Here is a 20832-nt window from a genome sequence, read left to right on the forward strand (position 1 = left end):
GCTGCACGTTGGCGAAACCGCAGCCGAACAGCTGCTTGGCGCGGTCGATGGCCAGGTTCTCGGCGACGTCGACGAACTGGCAGCCGCCATAGTAACGACGACCGGGATAGCCTTCGGCGTATTTGTTGGTCATCACCGAACCCTGCGCCTGCATCACGGCGGCAGAGACGATGTTCTCAGAGGCGATCAGCTCGATCTCGTCGCGCTGACGGCCCAGTTCCGACGTGATCGAGCCAAAAAGCTCAGGATCGCGATCCGACAGGGATTGAGTGAAAAAACCGGTGTCACGAAGATTGGCGTTCATGGGGGCTCCAGATTGCTGGGGTAAATCTCGTGGATTTCCTATCGGAAACTGTGGGTTCGCAAAAGCTGTAAAACGACGATTTAGCCCGCAGTGGCGTCGAGACTGGCCTATCGGGGAAAGGTATGTTTGTTTCGGAACCAAATGTGCAGCACTGGAAACCGGAAAATATGAAAAAGAGAATCGCCTTTCTTGCCAGTGAGGTCAAAGTGGCGCAAACGGCCCGAGACTTCCTGGTGGCCAAACACGGTAATGCTGCGCCGCGTGACGCAGATGTTGTGGTTGCGCTTGGCGGGGATGGCTTCATGTTGCACACCCTGCACAACATGCAGCACCTCGATACGCCGGTTTACGGGATGAATCGCGGCACCATCGGCTTCCTGATGAACGAGTACCACGAAGACGATCTGATGGCGCGGCTGGAAGACGCCGAGGAAGAGGTTATCAATCCATTGGCGATGCGGGCGATGGATCAGTCCGGAAAGCTGCACGAAGCGCTGGCAATCAACGAAGTGTCACTGCTGCGCGCGGGCCCGCAGGCAGCGCGGTTGAAGATCAGCGTCGATGGCCGTGTGCGCATGGCGGAACTGGTTTGTGACGGTGCCTTGCTGTCAACACCCGCGGGATCAACCGCTTATAACTACTCTGCCCACGGTCCGATCCTGCCCATTGGATCGGATGTTCTTGCCCTGACGGCGATTGCAGCCTTCCGCCCCCGACGGTGGCGCGGGGCGCTGCTGCCCAAAATCGCAAAGGTTCGTTTCGATGTTCTGGACGCGGACAAACGCCCGGTCATGGCGGATGCCGATTCCATCTCATTCCCTGACATCGACTGGGTCGAAATCAGGTCGGAACCCGCGATTGCACACCGCATTCTGTTCGACCCCGGTCACGGGCTGGAGGAGCGCCTGATTTCTGAGCAATTCACATAAATTTGCGTTTCTGCGAGGTTTTTTTTGAGGCTGTGTGAAGCAGTTCACAGGGAAACCATTTACAATTCGCTAATGTGAACTTGCCCGGAGAACACGCCAAGGTGGGAGTGAGTGGCCACCTGAACGGCGTATTCGAATGATTGCGCAGATTTCGCGCTGGCGAGGGTGGGTGGTGCTACGCTCGTCATCAGAAATCCGGGCTTATTTTAGCAGTCGGACCCCGGGCACAATAACCCGGGGTCTATTTTTTTTGGCTAACGCGACCCGTCCATTTTATCCCATAACGGCAGGCACATTTGCCCCACACGGGCTTCGATTGCGGCGGCGGCATCCACTGCCATGTCTTCGCGCCAACGCCGCGCGGCAATCTGAACATTGATCGGCTGAGGGCCTTTGGGCAAATCAGCCAAACGTGCCGGGACACAGGCCGCGGGTAGGCCGAGGAAATTCATCGCATAGGAATAGACGGCGCATCCCAGAACTTCGTGCACGCCTTCTGCCCCTTCCGTGTCCCTGTCGGGTTTGAAAAACGGCTGCGGCAGGAAAGGCGACAGGACCAGCGGGTAATCCTGCAGGAACATCGACCATTCGCGCGCGTAGTGGCTGCGTTTGGCCAGCATCTGAATCATCTCGGTTTCAACTATAGGCGGGAATTCCTGAAAATAGACCTCAAAGATGTTCTGAATGGTCTTGGAACCGGCGGCTTCGATATCCGATTTCATAAGCGTCAGCACTTCGCCCATCAGCGTGCGGTATCCGACCCGACCGCATTCAAACACGTCCGGCGGGTCAATCTCTTCCACCACATAACCAGCATCGATCAACACCTCGCGCGCTGTGTCGAGCGCTTTTTCGACCTCGGGGTGCAGGGCGTAGCCGAATGTGTTTTTGGTGAAAGCCACTTTGATTGGCGCGTCGAAGTCACGACCTCGCCATGGCATTGGTACATGAAACGGATCGCGCGCGTCTGCGGCGATCAGGCTGGGCATGGACAGGTGCAGGTCTGCCGCCGACCGGGTGATCAGGCCCTGAACGGACATCGATTGGGCCAGCAGGCCGCGTTCAGCTTTTTGGCTGGGGTTCCAGGCTGGAATGCGCCCCAGCCCGGGTTTCACTGTCACGGCCCCATTGGCGGCTGCGGGAAAGCGCAGGCTGCCGCCGATATCGTTGCCATGGGCCAACGCGCCGATACCGGCCATCACCGCAGCACCGGCCCCGCCTGATGACCCGCCAGGAGAGATATGGCGCCCCCAGGGGTTATGCGTGCGCCCATGAAGCGGGTTGTCCGTGTCGGCGCGGAACGAGAATTCGGGCGTGTTGGTCCGCCCGATCACAATTGCGCCGGCGTTTTGCAGGTTGCGGACAACCGGAGCGTCATCCGGTGCAATCACATCCTTCAAAGCGACGACACCGTTGGTTGTGGGGTGGCCTTTCTGATCGACATTCACTTTGATCGTGACCGGCACGCCATGCAGCGGGCCGGTGGGTTCTCCATTTGCCCGCGCATTGTCCAGTGAGTGAGCACGTTCCAACGCTTCAACCCGCAGATCTTCTACCACTGCATTCAGGTCCGGGTTGACCGCATCCATACGATCAATCGAGGCTTGAACCGCTTCCGCTACGCTCAGTTCTCCGCGTTGGGTCAGGGTCGTCAGGTCTGTGGCGCTGAGACGCCAGATGTCGGTTTGTGTCATGGGCCCTCACTGTCTTATTGCGACAGTAGGGGGCTTGTTTCTGGTTGCAAGAGCAGACGTGAAAAGGGCGGCCTGCGCCGCCCCTGGGTTACTTTGCGTAACCGATTGTTTGTAAAGCGCCCTTGATTTCATCCAGGATGGCAGGATCGTCGATCGTGGCCGGCATTTTGTAGTCCTGACAGTCGGCGATCGAGACCATGGTGCCGCGCAGAATCTTGCCCGAGCGGGTCTTGGGCAGCCTGTCGACGACAACCGCCAGTTTGAAAGCCGCGACCGGGCCGATTTTGTCGCGCACCATCTTGACCACTTCCTGCACCACGTCACCGTGTTCCCGGTCAGCGCCCGCGTTCAGGCACAGGAACCCAACGGGCATCTGACCCTTCAACTGATCCGATACACCGATCACCGCGCATTCGGCGACGTCCGGATGGGCGGCCAGCACCTCTTCCATCCCGCCGGTTGACAGGCGGTGGCCCGCCACGTTGATGACGTCATCGGTGCGCGCCATGATGTAGAGGTATCCGTCCTCATCAATCATCCCGGCGTCGCCGGTTTCATAATATCCAGGGAAGTGCTCAAGATAGGACTTCTTGAACCGCGCATCTGCGTTCCAGAGTGTCGGCAGCGTGCCCGGAGGCAGCGGCAGTTTGACGGCGATGGCCCCCAACTCACCGGCTTTCATCGGGTGGCCGCCTTCGTCCAGAATCTGCACGTCGTAGCCGGGCATCGGTTTCGCCGGTGAACCCAGCTTGACCGGCAATTCTTCGATACCCAACGGATTGCCTGCAATGGCCCAACCGGTTTCGGTTTGCCACCAGTGGTCGATCACCGGAACTTTCAACGCGTCCTGCGCCCAAGTGATCGTGTCTGGGTCTGCGCGCTCACCCGCAAGATAAAGCGCCCGTAGATGAGACAGGTCGTATTTCGCGATCAACTCACCTTTCGGGTCTTCCCGCTTGACGGCGCGGATAGCCGTGGGCGCGGTGAAAAAGCTTTTGACTTTATGTTCCGAGATCACGCGCCAGAACGTGCCTGCGTCCGGGGTTCCGACCGGCTTGCCCTCGAACACAATTGTCGTGTTCCCATGAATAAGCGGCGCGTAGCAGATATAGGAATGGCCCACGACCCAACCCACATCGGACGCCGCCCAGAAAACATCGCCCGGATCGACGTTGTAGATGTTCTTCATCGTCCAGTTCAGCGCCACCAGATGCCCCGCCGTGGGGCGTATGACTCCCTTCGGAGCTCCTGTGGTGCCGGACGTATAGAGAATATACGCCGGATCATTGCCATCGACCGGCACGCATTCGGCGGGCTCAACGCCGTATTGAAAGCCGTGCCAGTTGAAATCGCGCCCTTCGACCAGTTGGGCAACCTCTTGTTCACGCTGGAAGATGACGCAGAAATCCGGCTGGTGCTCGGCCAAGTCTATCGCGCCATCCAGCAGAGGTTTGTAGTGCACTACGCGGCCCGGCTCCATCCCGCAGGATGCGGCGATGATCGCTTTAGGTTTGGCGTCGTCGATGCGCACGGCCAGTTCGTTGCTTGCAAACCCGCCAAACACCACCGAATGCACGGCGCCCAAACGGGCACAGGCCAACATCGCCTCAAGCGCTTCGGGGATCATCGGCATATAGATGATGACGCGATCACCTTTTTCGATACCCTTGGCCCGCAGCGCTCCGGCCAGAGTGGCGACGCGGTTGCGCAGCTCGACATATGAAATCTCGCGCTTGGTATGGGTGATGGGGCTGTCATAGATGATGGCCGTTTGTTCGCCTCGACCGTTTTCCACATGACGATCTACCGCGTTCCAGCAGGTATTGACCCGCGCATCGCTGAACCATTCGTACACGGGCGCATTGTCGTCGAATAACGCTTTGCTGGGTTCCTTGGCCCAGTCGATGCCTTTTGCGGCGTCCATCCAGAACGCCTCGGGGTCGGTTTTCCAGCTGTCATAAACGTCCTGATACGCCATCTCGTCCTCCTCACAACGACTTGGACAATGTGTTAGGACCCAGAAAACTTTGGGGCAAGCGCGGCCCATGACGACGCGTCAGTTTATCGCAAAATATTTGCAGGAAACCGCGCAATGACTTGCAAATTTTTGCAAACCCCTTTTTCACAATAAGACATTCTGCGTTGAAATAGCCATTTTGCAAAATTGCAAACTTTGCCATGCAAAAAAGTCTAGCCGCAGACGACTCAGCGGGGTCTTTGCCGACCTTGCTCAGTGACCACCATGTAAATGCGCCCATGTTTAGCAAGGTAGGTGTGAACACAACCCTAACCGCACCCCTTTGAGGGATGCGGTCAAATTGGACGCCGAGCAGATTAGCCGTAATGCGCCACCGGAGTTCCCGCAATGGCCGCCATGTTCAGCAAGCCGCGCGCGGTGATGGATGGGGTGACGATATGGGCTTTGTTGCCCATGCCCATCAGAATGGGGCCAACTTCGATCCCGTCCGCTTTCATTTTCAGGATATTGCGCACGCCGCTGGCCGCATCCGCATGAGCAAAGATCAGCACGTTTGCTGCGCCCTTCAGGCGTGATGCCGGGAAAATCCGCGCCCGGAGGTCGGAATCCAGAGCGGCATCCAGGTTCATCTCGCCTTCATAGACAAAGTCACGCGGCTTCTGGTCCAGGATTTCCAGCGCGGCACGCAACCGTTTGCCCGATCCCTCGGCCTGATTTCCGAATTGCGATTGCGAACAGAATGCGATCTTTGGCTCAATGCCAAACCGACGGACATGTCGCGCGGCGCCAATCGTCGATTCGGCGAGTTCTTCGGGTGTAGGTAATTGCCGGACATGCGTGTCGGCGATAAACAAAGGGCCGTCTTCCAAAATCATCAGGGACAAGGCGCCATGAGGGCGTAGATCACCATCATCCAGAACCTGTTCAACATAGTTCAGGTGCCAGCGATATTCGCCAAACGTGCCGCAGATCATGCTGTCTGCTTCTCCACGATGCACCATGATTGCGCCGATGGCGGTTGTATTGGTGCGCATAATTGCCTTGGCCAAATCAGGGGTCACACCTTGGCGCTGCATGATCTGGTGATACGAGTTCCAATAGTCGTAATAACGGGGGTCGTTCTCCGGGTTCACAATCTGGCAATCCGCGCCCGGACGAATGGTCAGCCCCAGCTTTTCGCATCGAGCTTCGATCACCTCGGGTCGTCCAATCAGGATTGGCGTCTCGGTCGTTTCTTCGAGGATGGCTTGCGCGGCCCGCAGCACTCTTTCATCTTCGCCTTCTGCAAAAACGATGCGGCGGGATGCGACGGCGGCGGCCTCGAATACGGGGCGCATCAGCAGGGCAGACTTGAAGACAGTCTGGTTTAGCTGTTCCTTGTAGGCTTCTAGGTCCTCAATGGGGCGCTTTGCGACACCGCTGTCCATGGCGGCCTTGGCAACCGACGATGACACCACGCCCACGAGACGCGGGTCAAAGGGTTTCGGAATCAGGTATTCCGGCCCAAAAGTCAGTTGTTCGCCCTTATAAGCGGCTGCGGCCTCGGCGCTTGTGGTTGCACGTGCCATTTCCGCGATACCGTCAACGCAGGCAATCTGCATCGCATCATTGATCTCGGTCGCACCGACATCCAGAGCCCCCCGGAAGATGAAGGGGAAACACAAGACGTTGTTGACCTGATTGGGAAAATCGCTGCGACCCGTGGCAATGAGCGCATCCGGGGCAACCTCGCGTACGGCCTGAGGCGAGATTTCAGGCGTCGGGTTGGCCAGTGCAAAGATAATTGGGCGCTCGGCCATCTTCTTGACCATCTCGGGTTTCAAGACATTCGGGCCGCTCAGGCCCAGAAACAGATCCGCGTCGCCGATCACATCGTCCAAGGTCCGCAAATCCGATTTCTGTTCAAACTGGGATTTGTGCGGGTTCATGTCTTCGGCGCGTCCTTCGTAGACAAGCCCGTGAATGTCGCAGAGCCAAATGTTCTCGCGCTTCACCCCCAATTTCACCAGCATATTCAGACAGGCAATCCCGGCCGCCCCGCCGCCTGTTGACACCACCTTGATGTCTTCAAATGACTTCCCGGCCACGTGCAGCGCGTTCTTGGCAGCGGCACCAACGACAATTGCGGTGCCGTGCTGGTCGTCATGGAAAACCGGGATGCCCATACGCTCGCGGCAGAGTTTTTCGACAACAAAACAATCCGGAGCTTTGATATCTTCCAGGTTGATTGCCCCAAATGTTGGTTCCAGAGCGCACACGATATCCGCCAGCTTTTCGGGGTCGGGTTGATCGACTTCGATGTCGAAGCAATCAATGCCGGCGAATTTTTTGAACAGAACGGCTTTACCTTCCATCACGGGCTTTGACGCAAGTGCCCCGATATTGCCCAGACCCAGAACGGCGGTGCCGTTGGACACCACAGCCACAAGGTTGCCGCGCGCTGTGTACTTTTCAGCATTTGCGGCATCGGCTTTGATCTCAAGGCTGGCCTCTGCCACCCCGGGGGAATAAGCGCGCGCCAGATCGCGACCGTTGGCCATCGGTTTGGTGGCCTTGATCTCAAGTTTTCCGGGTTTGGGGTGGGCGTGATAGTCAAGCGCGGCCTGTCGCAGGCTTGGGGTGTCCGACATTGCTTTTTCAGCTCCCTCTGAAAATTTGATTTAACGTTAAACTAATTTTTCCAGCTTGGCTACGTCACGTAACTTTGCCGTTTGTCGCAGGTGTGAACAGCGGGTGAGTTGAAGTCTGACATGAATGTTTTCATCTGATCAACGTTTTGAAAGCCAACACCTCTCAGTCAGAACGAAGCAGTCAGGACTGACAAGACAGATGATCGGGCCGCCGGCATGTTCTAATGCCCTGTGGCCGAAATTGGATTTGCGCGCCTCATGCCATTGACGGAAGGTCCGTCGAATGTCGGGCTTTCATTGTGCAGCATTTGAAAGAATTCACCGGACTGAACGGCGCAACTTTGCAGACAGTAAAGGAAACGCGGCATTTCGTGCTGGAAGAAACGCCTTGGATGTTCTTTTCGATTGGCATTTTGGCGCCGGTTCTGATCGGATGGTCAAAATCACAGTCCGACGAGAAAACTTATGACCGAGACATCCGATCCATCGCGGATATACGCTGAATTTCGCCTGCCCACTCAAGAACTTCGGGACGACATCCCTTTTTATACAAAGACGTTGGGGATGAAGATGGACATGATCTATCCCGCAGACGATCCGCGCGTTGCGGTGTTTTCAGGACATGGTCTGCGGTTGCGCATCGAAAAGGACGCGCCGGAAAGCCCCGGAACATTGCGCATCCTGACGGATGACCCGAACGGTTTTGCCGACGGTCAACGTGTTCTTGTCGCGCCAAACGGCACCCGGGTCGAGATTGAAGAGCGGAACCCGCCGCTCGTGATGCCTGAAACGGTGCATTCCTACGTGGTGCGCAGGCTCAAGGATCAGGCGCCTTGGATCATCGGGCGCGCTGGTATGCACTATCGCGATCTGGTGCCGGACCGGCTGGGCGGGTCGATCATAGCCAGCCATATCCGCATTCCCGATGGCGGTCCGGTTCCGGACATGGTGCATTTTCACAAGGTCGGGTTTCAGCTGATCTTCTGCATCTATGGTTGGGTGGATGTCGTTTATGAAGATCAGGGCGAGAAACTGCGTCTGACAGCTGGGGATTGCTTCATCCAGCCTCCGGAAATTCGACACCGCGTCTTGGAAGCGTCAGATAATGTGCAGGTCATAGAAATCGGTGTACCGGCTGAGCATGTCACGGAAATCGATCACGACATGCAACTGCCCACGCCGCATTTCCGCCCGGAGAGGGAATGGCAAGGGCAACGCTTTGTCTACAATCAGGCCAAAGACGCAGAATGGGTGCCGTTCCGCTTGCCGGGGTACATCTGCCGCGACACGACGATTGCTGAGAACACCAAGGGAGTCGCCGGTGTTCAGGTCGTGCGCAAGGGGCAGGGCGATCCGGAATGGGCCAGCCATGACACGGATATCCACTTTACTTTCGTGATGGACGGTGAGGTGACATTGGAAGGTGAAGGCCGCGAGCCCTATCGGCTGGAGCAAGGGGATGCCTTCGTCATCCCTCCGGGGATGCGCACGCGGTTGTCCGCTCCGTCCGACACCGTCGAGTTGCTGGAAGTCACCTTGCCCGGTACCTTCAACACAACGCTGGGCTGACCGAAAAACATGGGTCGGGGGCTTCAATTCCCCTGCCTTTATGCATTACGGTGCGAATTTCTGACCAGATGATCAAAAATGGGGAATCGCCATGTCGCTGAAAGACGCTGCCTTGTCCGTCCGGGAAAACGCCTATGCGCCTTATTCGAACTTCAAGGTTGGCGCGGCACTGCGATCTTCTTCGGGTCAGGTGTATTCCGGCTGCAACGTTGAGAATGTCGCATACCCCGAAGGCACCTGTGCCGAGGCCGGAGCGATTGCAGCGATGGTGGCCGCAGGCGAGCAGGAACTGACCGAGGTCTACGTTGTCGCATCCAGCTCGCAACCGGTTCCACCATGCGGAGGGTGTCGTCAGAAACTTGCCGAGTTCGGTAAGCGCGATGTTAAAGTCACGCTGGCGACTGTGGACGGTGCAGAGTTCGAGACGACGATCGGTGATTTGCTGCCAGGCGCGTTCGATGCCTCTCACATGGAGGATGTCTGACCACATGGACGCCCGTTCGATCATTGCAAAACTGCGCAGACAAGAGGTGCCGGGCCGCGAGGAACTGATCTGGTTCGCGCAAGGGCTGGCGGATAGCAGCGTCAGTGATGCGCAGGCCGGTGCCTTTGCCATGGCTGTCTGTATGGGCGGATTGGGCTCTCAAGGGCGTGCGGATTTGACAGTTGCGATGCGCGACAGCGGTGACGTTCTTACTTGGGACGTGGATGGACCCGTGATTGACAAACACTCGACCGGAGGGGTCGGGGACAGCGTTAGTCTGGTACTTGCTCCGGCATTGGCTGAATATGGCGCATACGTTCCGATGATTTCGGGCCGTGGGTTGGGGCACACTGGCGGAACGCTGGACAAGCTCGAGGCGATACCGGGTGTCAGTACGCAGATCGGGCAGGACCGCCTTGCGCAGATTTTGCGTGAAACCGGCGCGGCCATCGTTGGGGCGACGGGTCAGATCGCACCGGCGGACAAGCGGCTTTATGCGGTGCGGGACGTGACCGCGACAGTCGAAAGTCTGGACCTGATAACGGCATCGATCCTGTCCAAGAAACTGGCGGCCAGCCCGGACGCGCTGGTTCTTGACGTCAAGGTCGGCAGCGGTGCCTTCATGAAGACGATGGAGGATGCCCAAAAGCTGGCCACAGCATTGACCGAGACTGCGAACGCCGCAGGGTGCCGGACATCCGCGGTGATTACGGATATGAATCAGCCTTTGGCCCCGGCGCTGGGTAATGCGTTGGAAATCGCAGAGGTGATGAAAGCCCTGACCCGGTCGCAACCCTCGCCGCTGGCGGACATCTCGGCTGAACTGGGCGGTGTCCTGCTTAACGACGCAGGCATGTGCGCGTCGGTTGACGAAGGGCGCGAACAGATCGCTGAAATCATCCGTGACGGTCGAGCTGCAGAACGATTTGGTCGCATGATGGCTGCGGTCGGTGGCCCCGTTCAGTTCGTCGAAACCTGGGCACGGTTCCTACCTGAGGCGAATGTCATCCAGGAGATTCCAGCCCCACAGGACGGCTTCATTTCTGCTATAAACGGCGAAGCTTTGGGTCTTGCTGTGGTGGCGCTGGGCGGTGGCCGCCAGGTCGAAAGCGATGAGATTGACCCTGCCGTTGGGATCTCGGATATTCTCCGGCTGGGGGATCGTGTGACCAAAGGTTCACCAATTGCCGTGACCCATGCCGCGCGGGAAGATGCGGCACGGCGGGGTGCGGAATGCGTGCTCAGCGCGATCACCATCAGCGAAACGGCTCCGACGATTCCCGATCTGATCCACGAAAGGATCAGCCTATGAGCCGCGCTTTCCTCGTAGTCATGGATTCTGTCGGTATAGGCGGCGCACCTGATGCCAACCGGTTTTTCAACGGCAAAGTTCCGGATACTGGGGCGAATACGCTTGCCCATATTGCGCAGGCTTGCGCCGAAGGGCGAGCGGAAGAGGGGCGCTCCGGCCCATTAAACCTGCCGCATCTCGACGCGCTGGGTCTGGGCGCGGCAGCGCGCTTGGCATCCGGCGACGCAACTCCGGGATTGTACGCCGAACCCACTGGTCTGTGGGGCTGCGCGCGTGAGCACTCACCCGGCAAGGACACGCCCTCGGGCCACTGGGAACTGGCCGGCCTGCCTGTGCCATGGGACTGGCACTATTTCCCTGATACAGTTCCGGCTTTTCCTGAGGACCTGAGCCGTGCCGTCGCAGAGGCCGCCGGGACCGAAGGGATCCTTGGCGATTGCCACGCTTCGGGCACAGCGATCATCGCCGAGTTGGGTGCCGAACACATGCGGACCGGCTGGCCGATCTGCTACACCTCTGCCGACAGTGTGTTTCAGATTGCCGCCCATGAAGAAAGCTTTGGGCTGGAACGGCTGCTAGACATGTGCCGCGCGCTTGCCCCGCGTTTGCACGAGATGAAAGTCGGTCGCGTCATCGCCCGCCCCTTTGTTGGAACGCCTGAGGCAGGGTTCGAACGCTCAACCAATCGCAAGGATTATGCCATTTTGCCACCCGCACCAGTGCTGACCAATTGGGTGCAGGATGCGGGGCGAAATGTACACGCCGTGGGCAAGATCGGCGACATCTTCTCGATGCAGGGTATCGACACGCTGCGCAAGGGAACTGATGCCAGGCTGATGCAGCATCTGTCTGAACTTGTGGGTGAGACGGAGGAGGGGAGCCTAACGTTCGCCAATTTCGTCGAATTCGACAGTCTCTATGGCCATCGTCGCGACATCAGCGGCTATGCCCGAGCATTGGAGTGGTTCGACCGGGAAATCGGGAAGGTTCTGGCCAAACTCCGTCCGGGCGACCTGTTGCTGCTAACCGCCGATCATGGCAATGACCCCAGCTGGACCGGAACGGATCACACGCGTGAACAAGTGCCGATTCTGGTTGCAGGGCGGGGTGCGGGACAGATCGGGCGAGTGGACTTCGCCGACATCGCCGCCAGCATCGCCCATCACCTGAACATTCCGGCGCAAGGACCGGGAAGGAACTTTCTATGAGCGTCGCCGACCTGCCCAAAATCGAACTGCACCTGCATCACGAGGGTGCAGCTCCTCCGGCCTTCATCCGTCAACTCGCGCATGAAAAGCGCGTGGACCTTAGCGGTATCTTCAAACCCGATGGGTCATATGATTTTCGCGATTTCGCGCATTTCCTGAGCGTCTACGAAGCCGCTTGTGAAGTCCTGAAAACGCCCGAAGATTTTCGCAGGCTCACCTTGGCCATTTTGGAGGAAAGCGCTGAAAACGGCGTGGTCTATTCCGAGACTTTCCTAAGCCCGGATTTCTGCGGAGGCGGTGATCTGCACGCATGGCGCGATTATCTGAATGCCATTCAGGACGCCGCAGACGAGGCCGAGCGCAAGTTCGATATTACCCTGCGCGGCGTAATCACCTGTGTCCGTCATTTCGGCCCCGAACAAGCCAAGCGCAGCGCCCATTGCGCGGCAGAGACCGCGGGCGACTGGATCACCGGATTCGGCATGGGTGGAAATGAGTCCGTTGGAACACAGGGTGACTTCAGATGGGCCTTCGACTGCGCGCGCGAAGCCGGGCTGCGTCTGACCACACATGCTGGTGAATTCGGTGGCCCTGAGAGCGTACGCGATGCCCTGCGCGATCTGGGGGTTGAGCGTATCGGGCATGGCGTCCGCGCCATCGAAGACGCGGACCTTGTTCGCGAACTGGTTGACCGAGAAATCACTCTTGAAGTCTGCCCCGGATCGAACGTGGTTCTGGGCCTTTTCCCGGATTTCGCTGCACATCCTATCGCGCGCTTGCGCGATGCGGGTGTTAAGGTCACGGTCTCCACGGACGATCCCCCGTTTTTTCACACGACCATGCGGCGGGAATATGAGATGTTGAACGCGGCCTTCGGCTGGGAGGCCGAAGATTTTGCAGCATTGAATGAAATGGCCCTGAACGCGGCCTTTTGCGATGAAGACACCCGCGCGCGGGTCAAGAAAAGACTGGAGACAACATGAGCGAACACCTGACCGTCGTCGATCACCCGCTGGTGCAGCACAAACTGACGCTCATGCGGGACAAAGGCACCTCGACCGCCGTGTTCCGGCAATTGCTGCGCGAAATCACTCTGCTTCTGGCCTATGAGGTCACGCGTGAAATTCCAATGACCACGCGCCATATCGAAACACCGATGGAAGAGATGGATGCCCCCATTCTGGCGGGCAAGAAGATGGCGCTGGTGTCGATTCTGCGCGCAGGCAACGGGATGCTGGATGGGGTACTAGAACTGGTTCCTTCGGCACGTGTCGGTTTCGTGGGCCTGTATCGCGACGAAGAAACGCTGAAACCCGTGCAGTATTACTTCAAGGCACCTGAGAGCCTGAAAGACCGTTTGGTCATCGCCGTGGACCCGATGCTGGCCACCGGTAACAGTTCGGCCGCGGCGATTGACCTGCTGAAAGAAGCTGGTGCAACGGATATCCGCTTCCTCTGCCTGCTTGCCGCGCCCGAAGGCGTCGCGCGTATGAAAGAAGCACACCCGGATGTGAAAATCGTCACCGCATCTCTGGACCGCGAGTTGAATTCGAAGGGCTATATCATGCCGGGTCTCGGCGACGCGGGCGACCGGATGTTCGGCACCAAATAGGGCTTATTCCCCGCAGATATTCTGCAGCCGAACCCAATCGCGGTCCGGCAATACCTGTTCCAAGGTCCGGCCCGCCATGGGATCGGCCTCAATCAGACTCAATACTGTCTCTCCGGTAATGTCACGGGCATAGGCGTACGGAGTCGAGGGCAGGGCGCTTTGTGAGAACATTGCCAGCAAGTCTTCGTCCGGTATGGACGGACGGGGCTGTGACAGCACCTGTTCGGTATAGGTGTCGATGATCTCGGGCGTCAGACCGCCGGTGGTCAGCAGCCGAAAGGCCGAGGACGCTCCGGTTCTGTCCAGCAAGTCATCCAGCGGGTCCTTTAGTGCGGCGCGTGCTCGCTCTGCGATAACGTATCCCGCCGCAACGGCTGGGTCTTCGTGATCCTCAACCAGCGCACGGCTTAGCAGAACGGTACCGCCGGGCAGGCTAAGGCTGTCTTGCACGCCTGCAGGCAGAATGATGATCTGCCGTACGCCCGTACGCCGGGCCAGCCGTTCCAGCGAAGCCTGCGCATCCCGAGAGGTACAGGCCTGCCCTGACACACGCTCGATCCGACGCAGAATCGTGTCACCGATCTCATGTCGTTTAACCTCAGGCACAACCGAGACAACGTGGTTTTGCAACGCGCTGGGCAGCCAGAGCAGCAATACGGCCAGAACGGCGGCAACAACGCCTCCGACACTCAGCCAGCGCAAGCGCCCGGGGTGCGGGCGAGAACGGTCGATGGCGCGTTGCAGCCGGTCGATCGCTTCAAGCATCGTGGTTTCGGATTCCCCCAGTTCCAGCGTCTCATCCGGATCGCCGTCAGGATTGAAGATGGCCGGAAAGGCACCGGGGTTCTGCCGTTCAAGCGCCGCCAGAGACCAATGGGTCAAGGCCCTGTCATTGAAATCGGAAATGGTCAGGGTGGCTTCGCCAATCGACACAACAACCTCGCGCCGCTGTTCATCGGGCGAGGGGCGCCACAGACCGGTGGCTTCGATCCGCTGGTACTGTTTCAGGGCCGTCATCTGGATGAGGTCTGCTCGAAATTTGTTTTGCCGCAGCATAGCATGGTGCATTCACAGGGCGCAAACCTGTTGCGCAGCCTTTCTGAATTGTGCTGGATACCCAACAGGATTGAAACCGCTGATCTTTGATCGCAATTGGGGCGCGAACATGCAGGAACCTATAAAGTCATCCCCTGTGCTGGCCTCGGTTCTGATGGTCGGCGCGATGGCGATTATAGGCGTAATCGACAATGTGGTGATTTTGCTGGCCGAAACGGTTGGCCTGTGGCAGTTCCACCTGTCTCGGGCGCTGTTGATGTTGCCGCTGATTGTTTGCTTGGCTGCTCTTGGATTTGGGGGGCTAAGACCGCGCCGTTGGGGGCCAGTCATTTTGCGCAGCATACTAATCACCACGGCAATGCTGTTCTACTTTGCGTCATTGGCGATGATGCCGATTGCACAGGCACTGGCCGGATTGTTCACATCGCCGATTTTTGTACTGCTGATCTCGTCGCTTGCGCTTAGGCAAACGATAGGGCCCTGGCGTATTCTGGCGGTGGTAATCGGGTTCTCTGGCACCCTTCTGGTACTGCAGCCGAACCCGACAGAATTTGACATGCGAACGCTGGTGCCGGTCGCGGCCGGGTTTTTCTATGCGCTCAGCGCGATCCTGACGCGCACGCATTGCTCTCAGGAGAGTACTGTCGCGATGCTGGCGGCCATGGTGGTAACGCTTGGTTTGGCAGGGGCGGTTGGCGTAACTTTGTTCACATTCGCGCCTGTTGCCACATCGGATGGACCAGACGCCTTTGTCACACGCGGGTGGGTGTGGGAGATTGGTCCTGTCGTGTTGTGGATCGTTATTCAGGCGATCGGTTCGACGATAGCGGTCTTCATGCTCATCAAGGCCTACCAGGTTGGCGAGCCGTCTTATGTGGCCGTATTCGAATACTCGGTCATGATCTTCGGCCCGCTTTTTGCCTTCGTGGCTTTGGGGCAGACCATCGGTGTCATGCAGGTGGCCGGTATTGCCCTGATCGCGGCGGCAGGAATGTTGCTGGGATGGCGGAGCAGGCGAGCATCCGCGCCGCAAGAGGTCACCTGACAGACAGCGGGCTGATGTTTCGCCAATCGTAAATTCTGGACGGTTGGTCGTGAATGCAGTCTTTGCGGCACAGCCTGCAAGATGCGAGGATTCGGAGTCTCGGCACAGGTCGTTCGTTTCAGGATTGGCAAAAAAGACCAAATTTTCTGTGCCAGTGTTTACAAACTTCCCCGGAATCCACGCAGATTCGACCCAAATTGGGCGTAAATATGTCCGAAATAAGACAGGCCTCATTTTTGATGCTAGCTCTTTGACATAATCAATTTGTGCCAAAGGGGGTTAGGCACGTGTCTGAAGTTACGAGTATTTCTGTTTATCTCGATCGGTCGTTTGAGGCTGATCAGTCCAATTTGAACCACGCGGTGAATGCGCGTCGTGGCGGTTTTCTGCACGGTACAAAGATTGCCACAACCAGTGGCCTGAAACCGGTTGAGCGGATTGTCGTTGGCGATCTGGTTCGGACGATGGATCACGGTTTCAAAGAGGTGCGCCGCATCTCGACCAGTGTCGTGGTCATTCCAGCCGACGAACGCCGCGCAGAGTATTTGCCGGTTTTTGTGCCTGCACGCGCTGCGTATAATGGACGACCAGTCTGGCTGATGCCCGAGCAGGGCATGGCGCTGAACTTGTCCAAGATTGATGCCGAAGCCAGCGGCTTGTCCGTGGTGCCCGCACGATTGCTGAACGGCACCGGCCGGTTGATGTCGCAGGCGCCGGGATCGTCGTTCGAGGTCTGTTCCCTGTTCTTCGACGATGATCAGGTGATCTTTGTCGAAGGCGGCTTGCAGGCCTATTGCCCGTCGGGCCGGTTCAACATGCGGGGCACGTCCAATGGACCCCGGTATGATGTCGCTGATGAAGAGTCCGCGACTGACCTCGTCAATTCGATTGCAAGCAGGGGTGATATGTCGGCCCTTGCCAACCCATTGGGTGCTCTGCCTGCACCCATTCCGCAGGATCCGATATTTCCGATCCGACCGCCCTCTGGGGTCAGGCGACCGGGTCGACCGGGGCGTCCAAACGCGCCGGTTCTGTTCCTGCGGCCTGAATGGCAGATCTAACCAAACACTGACAAGAACGATGCAGGCGCGTGATGTCACGCGCCTGCATTACCGTTTTAAGCAGCTTTTGCTGCGGGGTTGAAACGCCCGTAAAAGCTCTGACCTTTTTCTGCCATCTCTCGCAGCAGCGGCGGGCAGGCAAAGCGCTCTCCGTATGTCTCTGCCAGTTGATCGCAACGCTCGGCCGCGTAGGGCGTGCCGATGATGTCCAGCCAGCTGAGCGGACCACCGGACCATGGCGCAAAGCCCCAGCCGAGGATTGCGCCCACGTCGCCTTCGCGGATGTCTTCCAGAACGCCTTCTTCCAGCGCGCGGACGGCTTCCAGAACCTGTGCGAACATCAGACGTTCCTGTACCTCGATCAGGTCAGGTTGGTCTTCGGCATGCGGGTACTTGTCTTGCAGACCCTTCCAGTATTCGACGCGCTTGCCTTTTTCGTCATAGTCGAAGAAGCCTGCATTCGCCTTGCGGCCCAAACGGCCCTGTTCCTCCATCCAGAAGATCAGATCGTCCGAGGGGCTTTCCGGATAGGCGTTGCCCATCGCGGCCTTGGTCGCACGGGCGATCTTGGCACCCAGATCAATCGAGGTCTCATCGGTCAACTGGATCGGACCGACCGGGAAGCCCAACTGACGCGCGGCGTTGTCGATCAGAACCGGGTTCACACCTTCGGCAATCATCCGCACACCTTCATTGATGTAAGGAATGATGCAGCGGTTGGCATAGAAGAAGCGCGCATCGTTGACCACAATCGGCGTCTTGCGGATCTGGCGGACATAGTCCAGCGCTTTGGCCACCGCGCGATCACCGGTTTCCTTGCCCTTGATGATCTCGACCAGGAACATCTTTTCGACCGGCGAGAAGAAGTGGATACCGATGAACTGGTCCGGACGCACGGATGCCTTGGCCAGCTCGGTGATCGGCAGGGTCGAGGTGTTCGAGGCAAAGATACAATCTTCGGGAATGATAGCCTCGACCTTCTTGGTCATCTCGGCCTTGACGCCGGGGTCTTCAAACACTGCCTCGATGATCAGATCGCAACCATTAAGGTGCTCCAGATCAGGGGTCGCTGTGATGCGGGCCAGCAGGGCCTCTTTCTTTTCAGCGGTGGCTTTGCCGCGCTTGATGCCCTTGTCCATGTAGCTTTCGCTATAGGCCTTGCCCTTGTCAGCAGCTTCCTGATCTCGGTCGATCAGAACGACCTCCATCCCCGCTTGTGCCGAGACCAGAGCGATACCGGCACCCATCATGCCCGCACCCAGAACGCCGACTTTTTTGACGCGCTGATCGGGTACATCTTTGGGACGGACTGCGCCTTTCTCCAGCGCTTCCTTGTTCAGGAACAGCGACCGGATCATCGCCGACGACGACGGGTTCATCAGGACGTTGGTGAACCAGCGGGCCTCGATTTTCAAAGCGGTGTCGAAATCGACCAGCGCACCTTCGTAGATCGAACTCAGTAGGGCTTTGGCGGCCGGGAAGGCACCTTGGGTCTTGCCGTTCACCATCGCGCTTGCGCCCACGAATGTCATGAAGCCGGCGGGGTGGTAGGGCGCGCCGCCGGGCATTTTATAGCCCTTCGCGTCCCAAGGCTTGACCAGATCGGCATCCTTGGCGTTCAGAACCCATTCTTTCGCGGCTGCAACCGGATCATCCGACACTGCGTCGATCAGCTGCGCACCCTTGGCTTTCTTCGGGTCCATCATCTTGCCTTCCAGCAGGACTGGGGCCGCTGCCATCGCACCAACCATGCGGCTGTAGCGCATGGTGCCACCGCCACCGGGGAAGATGCCCAGCAGAATTTCCGGCAGGCCGATCTTGGATTTCGGGTTGTCGGTCATAACGCGGTGATGGCAGGCCAGAGCGATCTCGGTCCCGATCCCGGCGCATGTGCCGTTTATCGCGCAGGCAATCGGTTTGCCGCCTTTCTTGGTCTTGGGGTCCATGCCCGCCAGTTCCAGCTTGCGCAGAATGTGATGGCCACCCATGACGAAGTCGAACAGCGCCTGCGCCGGTTCATCACCCGCTTCCTGACGGATAGTGGCCAGTGTGTTCAGGTCCATACCGCCTGCAAAAGACCCTTCTTTGCCCGAGGTAATGACGATCCCTTTGATCTCATCATCATTCAGGGCCTGATCGATCAGTTGGCTGACCTCCTGAAAGGCCTCGCGGGTCAGCACGTTCATGGATTTGCCCTGGGCGTCCCAGGTCACGAAGGCGACGCCGTCCGCGTCTTTGGTCAGAGTGAAATCAGTCATTGTCATCTCCAATCTGGTCAGCCGTCAGCGGGCTGCCATCCTTGCGGGTGAAAGAGAATCCGTTCTCATCATCCTTCACCATCATGTCTATGTCGCTGTAATAGCCGGTCTCGGTCGGGGTCCGTGTGCCCACCACCAGAAAGGTCGCGGGCGCATCGGTTTTGTTCACAAGGTGATGGCCGTTGGCTTCACCTGCTGGCCAAGCGGCGCAGTCACCGGGCTGCATCTCATGCTCACCATCGTCATCGATCAGTACGCAGGTGCCGCTGAGCATGATGGCAAACTCGTCCTGCTCCATGTGGTAATGGCGCAGCGAGGACACGCCCTGCGGCTCGAGCCGTACGATGTTGACCCCGTATTGGGACAGCCCGCCTGCATCACCCAGACGCTGCACGAAACGACCTGCGGTCGCCTCGGCCAGCTTGCCGGGATAGGACGAGCCTCCCTTGAACGGGATCTGAGAGAGATCCAGCTTGGGCATCAGACCCGCTCGATAATGGTTGCCGCACCCATGCCGGACGCAATGCAAAGCGTGGCCAGACCGGTTTCCTTGTCCTGCCGCTCCAGCTCATCCAACAGCGTGCCGATGATCATCGCACCGGTTGCGCCCAGCGGGTGACCCATCGCGATCGAGCCGCCGTTGACGTTCACCAGCGCCGGGTCCACATCGAACGCCTGCTGGAACCGCAGCACGACCGAGGCGAAGGCTTCGTTCACCTCGAAAAGATCCAGATCGCTGATCTTCATGCCATTGTCGGTCAGGATTTTCTCGGTCACCGGAACCGGGCCGGTCAGCATGATGGTCGGATCGGTGCCGATTTTGGCGGTTGCCTTGATGCGGGCGCGTGGTTTCAGGCCGTATTTCTCACCGAATTCCTTGTTGCCGATCAGAACAGCCGCCGCACCGTCCACGATGCCCGAGCTGTTGCCGGCGTGGTGAATGTGGTTGATCCGCTCAAGATGCGGGTATTTGATCATCGCCACCTTGTCGAAGCCCGGCATTTGCTCGCCCATCATCTGAAACGACGGGTTCAGCGCACCCAGGCTCTGCATATCGGTGCCGGGTCGCATGTATTCGTCGCGGTCCAGAATGGTCAGGCCGTTCTGGTCCTTGATGGTAATAACTGATTTTTCAAAGCGGTTATCTTCCCAAGCGGCCGCGGCGCGTTTCTGCGATTCAACGGCAAGCGCGTCCGCGTCATCGCGCGAGAAACCATACTCGGTCGCAATAATGTCGGCCGAGATGCCCTGAGGTACGAAATAGGTCTCCATCGCCAGCGAGGGGTCAACGGCAATCGCCGCGCCATCGCTGCCCATCGCAACACGGCCCATCATCTCGACACCACCGGCGATGTAAGCCTCGCCCGCACCACCTTTGACCTGGTTGGCCGCCAGGTTCACTGCCTCCATTCCAGAGGCGCAGAACCGGTTGATCGCTAGACCGGGGATCGACTGGTCGAGGTCCGAGGCCAGAACGGCCGAACGCGCCAGACAGCCGCCTTGCTCCATCACCTGCGTGACGTTGCCCCAGATCACGTCTTCTACGGCGTGACCTTCGAGGTTGTTGCGCTCTTTCATCGCGTTCAGGGTCAGGGCGGACAGGCGCACCGAGGTTACTTCGTGCAGGCTGCCATCCTTGCGGCCCTTACCGCGCGGCGTGCGCAGCGCGTCATAGATATAGGCTTCGGTCAT

At 58.5% G+C, this 20832-nt stretch carries 17 protein-coding genes and 1 pseudogene; 10 read left to right on the plus strand and 8 right to left on the minus strand.

The features are described from left to right. A pseudogene (gene glyA / locus ACR0LF_RS17630) lies at positions 1-304 on the minus strand (serine hydroxymethyltransferase); the annotation flags it as partial. Positions 305-471: 167 nt separating this feature from the next. Here glyA and ACR0LF_RS17635 point away from each other — a divergent pair. Continuing rightward, on the plus strand, positions 472-1233 hold the full coding sequence (locus tag ACR0LF_RS17635) for an NAD kinase (RefSeq protein ID WP_480572824.1): 762 nt from the start codon (positions 472-474) through the stop codon (positions 1231-1233). 254 nt (positions 1234-1487) lie between these two features. On the opposite strand, the gene ACR0LF_RS17640 is transcribed toward ACR0LF_RS17635, so the two are convergent. From ACR0LF_RS17640 to ACR0LF_RS17650, 3 genes are all read right to left on the minus strand, one after another. Next, complete coding sequence (locus ACR0LF_RS17640) at positions 1488-2927, minus strand: amidase family protein (protein ID WP_480572828.1); 1440 nt, start codon at positions 2925-2927, stop codon at positions 1488-1490. Between the two features lie 88 nt (positions 2928-3015). Beyond that, positions 3016-4905, minus strand: coding sequence for a propionate-CoA ligase PrpE (gene prpE / locus ACR0LF_RS17645; protein WP_480572831.1), 1890 nt, complete (start codon positions 4903-4905; stop codon positions 3016-3018). A 356-nt stretch (positions 4906-5261) separates the two neighbouring features. Then, the gene (locus ACR0LF_RS17650; protein WP_480572837.1) at positions 5262-7535 is read right to left on the minus strand and encodes an NADP-dependent malic enzyme; all 2274 of its coding nucleotides are present in this window, start codon (positions 7533-7535) and stop codon (positions 5262-5264) included. Between the two features lie 299 nt (positions 7536-7834). Here ACR0LF_RS17650 and ACR0LF_RS17655 point away from each other — a divergent pair, with 299 nt between their 5' ends. From ACR0LF_RS17655 to upp, 7 genes are all read left to right on the plus strand, one after another. Then, positions 7835-8038: a hypothetical protein gene (locus ACR0LF_RS17655; RefSeq protein WP_480572840.1), complete on the plus strand. Its 204-nt coding sequence runs from the start codon at positions 7835-7837 to the stop codon at positions 8036-8038. Beyond that, positions 8001-9104: a cupin domain-containing protein gene (locus ACR0LF_RS17660; RefSeq protein ID WP_480572843.1), complete on the plus strand. Its 1104-nt coding sequence runs from the start codon at positions 8001-8003 to the stop codon at positions 9102-9104. Before ACR0LF_RS17655 ends, ACR0LF_RS17660 begins: the two co-directional genes overlap by 38 nt. A gap of 91 nt (positions 9105-9195) precedes the next feature. Continuing rightward, the gene (locus ACR0LF_RS17665) at positions 9196-9588 is read left to right on the plus strand and encodes a cytidine deaminase (protein WP_480572846.1); all 393 of its coding nucleotides are present in this window, start codon (positions 9196-9198) and stop codon (positions 9586-9588) included. A 4-nt stretch (positions 9589-9592) separates the two neighbouring features. Next, complete coding sequence (locus tag ACR0LF_RS17670) at positions 9593-10900, plus strand: thymidine phosphorylase (protein WP_480576092.1); 1308 nt, start codon at positions 9593-9595, stop codon at positions 10898-10900. After that, positions 10897-12108: a phosphopentomutase gene (locus ACR0LF_RS17675; protein ID WP_480572849.1), complete on the plus strand. Its 1212-nt coding sequence runs from the start codon at positions 10897-10899 to the stop codon at positions 12106-12108. Before ACR0LF_RS17670 ends, ACR0LF_RS17675 begins: the two co-directional genes overlap by 4 nt. Beyond that, a complete protein-coding gene (locus tag ACR0LF_RS17680; RefSeq protein ID WP_480572852.1) occupies positions 12105-13091 on the plus strand; it encodes an adenosine deaminase in 987 nt (328 codons plus the stop codon). The genes ACR0LF_RS17675 and ACR0LF_RS17680 overlap by 4 nt, the downstream gene beginning before the upstream one ends. Next, positions 13088-13720 (plus strand): uracil phosphoribosyltransferase, encoded by a 633-nt coding sequence (gene upp, locus ACR0LF_RS17685; RefSeq protein ID WP_480572855.1) that lies wholly within the window; start codon positions 13088-13090, stop codon positions 13718-13720. Before ACR0LF_RS17680 ends, upp begins: the two co-directional genes overlap by 4 nt. Positions 13721-13723: 3 nt before the next feature. Here upp and ACR0LF_RS17690 read toward each other — a convergent pair whose 3' ends face one another. Continuing rightward, positions 13724-14737: a hypothetical protein gene (locus tag ACR0LF_RS17690; protein ID WP_480572858.1), complete on the minus strand. Its 1014-nt coding sequence runs from the start codon at positions 14735-14737 to the stop codon at positions 13724-13726. 148 nt (positions 14738-14885) lie between these two features. Here ACR0LF_RS17690 and ACR0LF_RS17695 point away from each other — a divergent pair, with 148 nt between their 5' ends. Both ACR0LF_RS17695 and ACR0LF_RS17700 read left to right on the plus strand, forming a co-directional pair. Then, positions 14886-15821 (plus strand): DMT family transporter, encoded by a 936-nt coding sequence (locus tag ACR0LF_RS17695; protein WP_480572861.1) that lies wholly within the window; start codon positions 14886-14888, stop codon positions 15819-15821. 287 nt (positions 15822-16108) lie between these two features. Continuing rightward, positions 16109-16882 (plus strand): Hint domain-containing protein, encoded by a 774-nt coding sequence (locus ACR0LF_RS17700; protein WP_480572864.1) that lies wholly within the window; start codon positions 16109-16111, stop codon positions 16880-16882. A gap of 56 nt (positions 16883-16938) precedes the next feature. Here the strand turns inward: ACR0LF_RS17700 and ACR0LF_RS17705 are convergent, their stop codons facing one another. Genes ACR0LF_RS17705 through ACR0LF_RS17715 form a run of 3 tightly spaced genes read right to left on the minus strand, consistent with a single transcriptional unit; the run spans position 16939 to position 20832 of the window. Beyond that, positions 16939-19140 (minus strand): 3-hydroxyacyl-CoA dehydrogenase NAD-binding domain-containing protein, encoded by a 2202-nt coding sequence (locus ACR0LF_RS17705; RefSeq protein WP_480572867.1) that lies wholly within the window; start codon positions 19138-19140, stop codon positions 16939-16941. Then, on the minus strand, positions 19133-19621 hold the full coding sequence (locus tag ACR0LF_RS17710; protein WP_480572870.1) for a cupin domain-containing protein: 489 nt from the start codon (positions 19619-19621) through the stop codon (positions 19133-19135). The genes ACR0LF_RS17705 and ACR0LF_RS17710 overlap by 8 nt, the downstream gene beginning before the upstream one ends. Then, positions 19621-20832, minus strand: coding sequence for an acetyl-CoA C-acetyltransferase (locus ACR0LF_RS17715; RefSeq protein WP_480572873.1), 1212 nt, complete (start codon positions 20830-20832; stop codon positions 19621-19623). The genes ACR0LF_RS17710 and ACR0LF_RS17715 overlap by 1 nt, the downstream gene beginning before the upstream one ends.

Source organism: Ruegeria sp. E8 (assembly GCF_056533985.1).

Coding starts and splice junctions, on each gene's coding strand:
- ACR0LF_RS17635 (WP_480572824.1), top strand. CDS start 472: ATGAAAAAGAGAATCGCCTTTCTTGCCAGTGAGGTCAAAGTGGCGCAA.
- ACR0LF_RS17640 (WP_480572828.1), bottom strand. CDS start 2,927: ATGACACAAACCGACATCTGGCGTCTCAGCGCCACAGACCTGACGACC.
- prpE (WP_480572831.1), bottom strand. CDS start 4,905: ATGGCGTATCAGGACGTTTATGACAGCTGGAAAACCGACCCCGAGGCG.
- ACR0LF_RS17650 (WP_480572837.1), bottom strand. CDS start 7,535: ATGTCGGACACCCCAAGCCTGCGACAGGCCGCGCTTGACTATCACGCC.
- ACR0LF_RS17660 (WP_480572843.1), top strand. CDS start 8,001: ATGACCGAGACATCCGATCCATCGCGGATATACGCTGAATTTCGCCTG.
- ACR0LF_RS17665 (WP_480572846.1), top strand. CDS start 9,196: ATGTCGCTGAAAGACGCTGCCTTGTCCGTCCGGGAAAACGCCTATGCG.
- ACR0LF_RS17670 (WP_480576092.1), top strand. CDS start 9,593: ATGGACGCCCGTTCGATCATTGCAAAACTGCGCAGACAAGAGGTGCCG.
- ACR0LF_RS17675 (WP_480572849.1), top strand. CDS start 10,897: ATGAGCCGCGCTTTCCTCGTAGTCATGGATTCTGTCGGTATAGGCGGC.
- ACR0LF_RS17680 (WP_480572852.1), top strand. CDS start 12,105: ATGAGCGTCGCCGACCTGCCCAAAATCGAACTGCACCTGCATCACGAG.
- upp (WP_480572855.1), top strand. CDS start 13,088: ATGAGCGAACACCTGACCGTCGTCGATCACCCGCTGGTGCAGCACAAA.
- ACR0LF_RS17690 (WP_480572858.1), bottom strand. CDS start 14,737: ATGACGGCCCTGAAACAGTACCAGCGGATCGAAGCCACCGGTCTGTGG.
- ACR0LF_RS17695 (WP_480572861.1), top strand. CDS start 14,886: ATGCAGGAACCTATAAAGTCATCCCCTGTGCTGGCCTCGGTTCTGATG.
- ACR0LF_RS17705 (WP_480572867.1), bottom strand. CDS start 19,140: ATGACTGATTTCACTCTGACCAAAGACGCGGACGGCGTCGCCTTCGTG.
- ACR0LF_RS17710 (WP_480572870.1), bottom strand. CDS start 19,621: ATGCCCAAGCTGGATCTCTCTCAGATCCCGTTCAAGGGAGGCTCGTCC.
- ACR0LF_RS17715 (WP_480572873.1), bottom strand. CDS start 20,832: ATGACCGAAGCCTATATCTATGACGCGCTGCGCACGCCGCGCGGTAAG.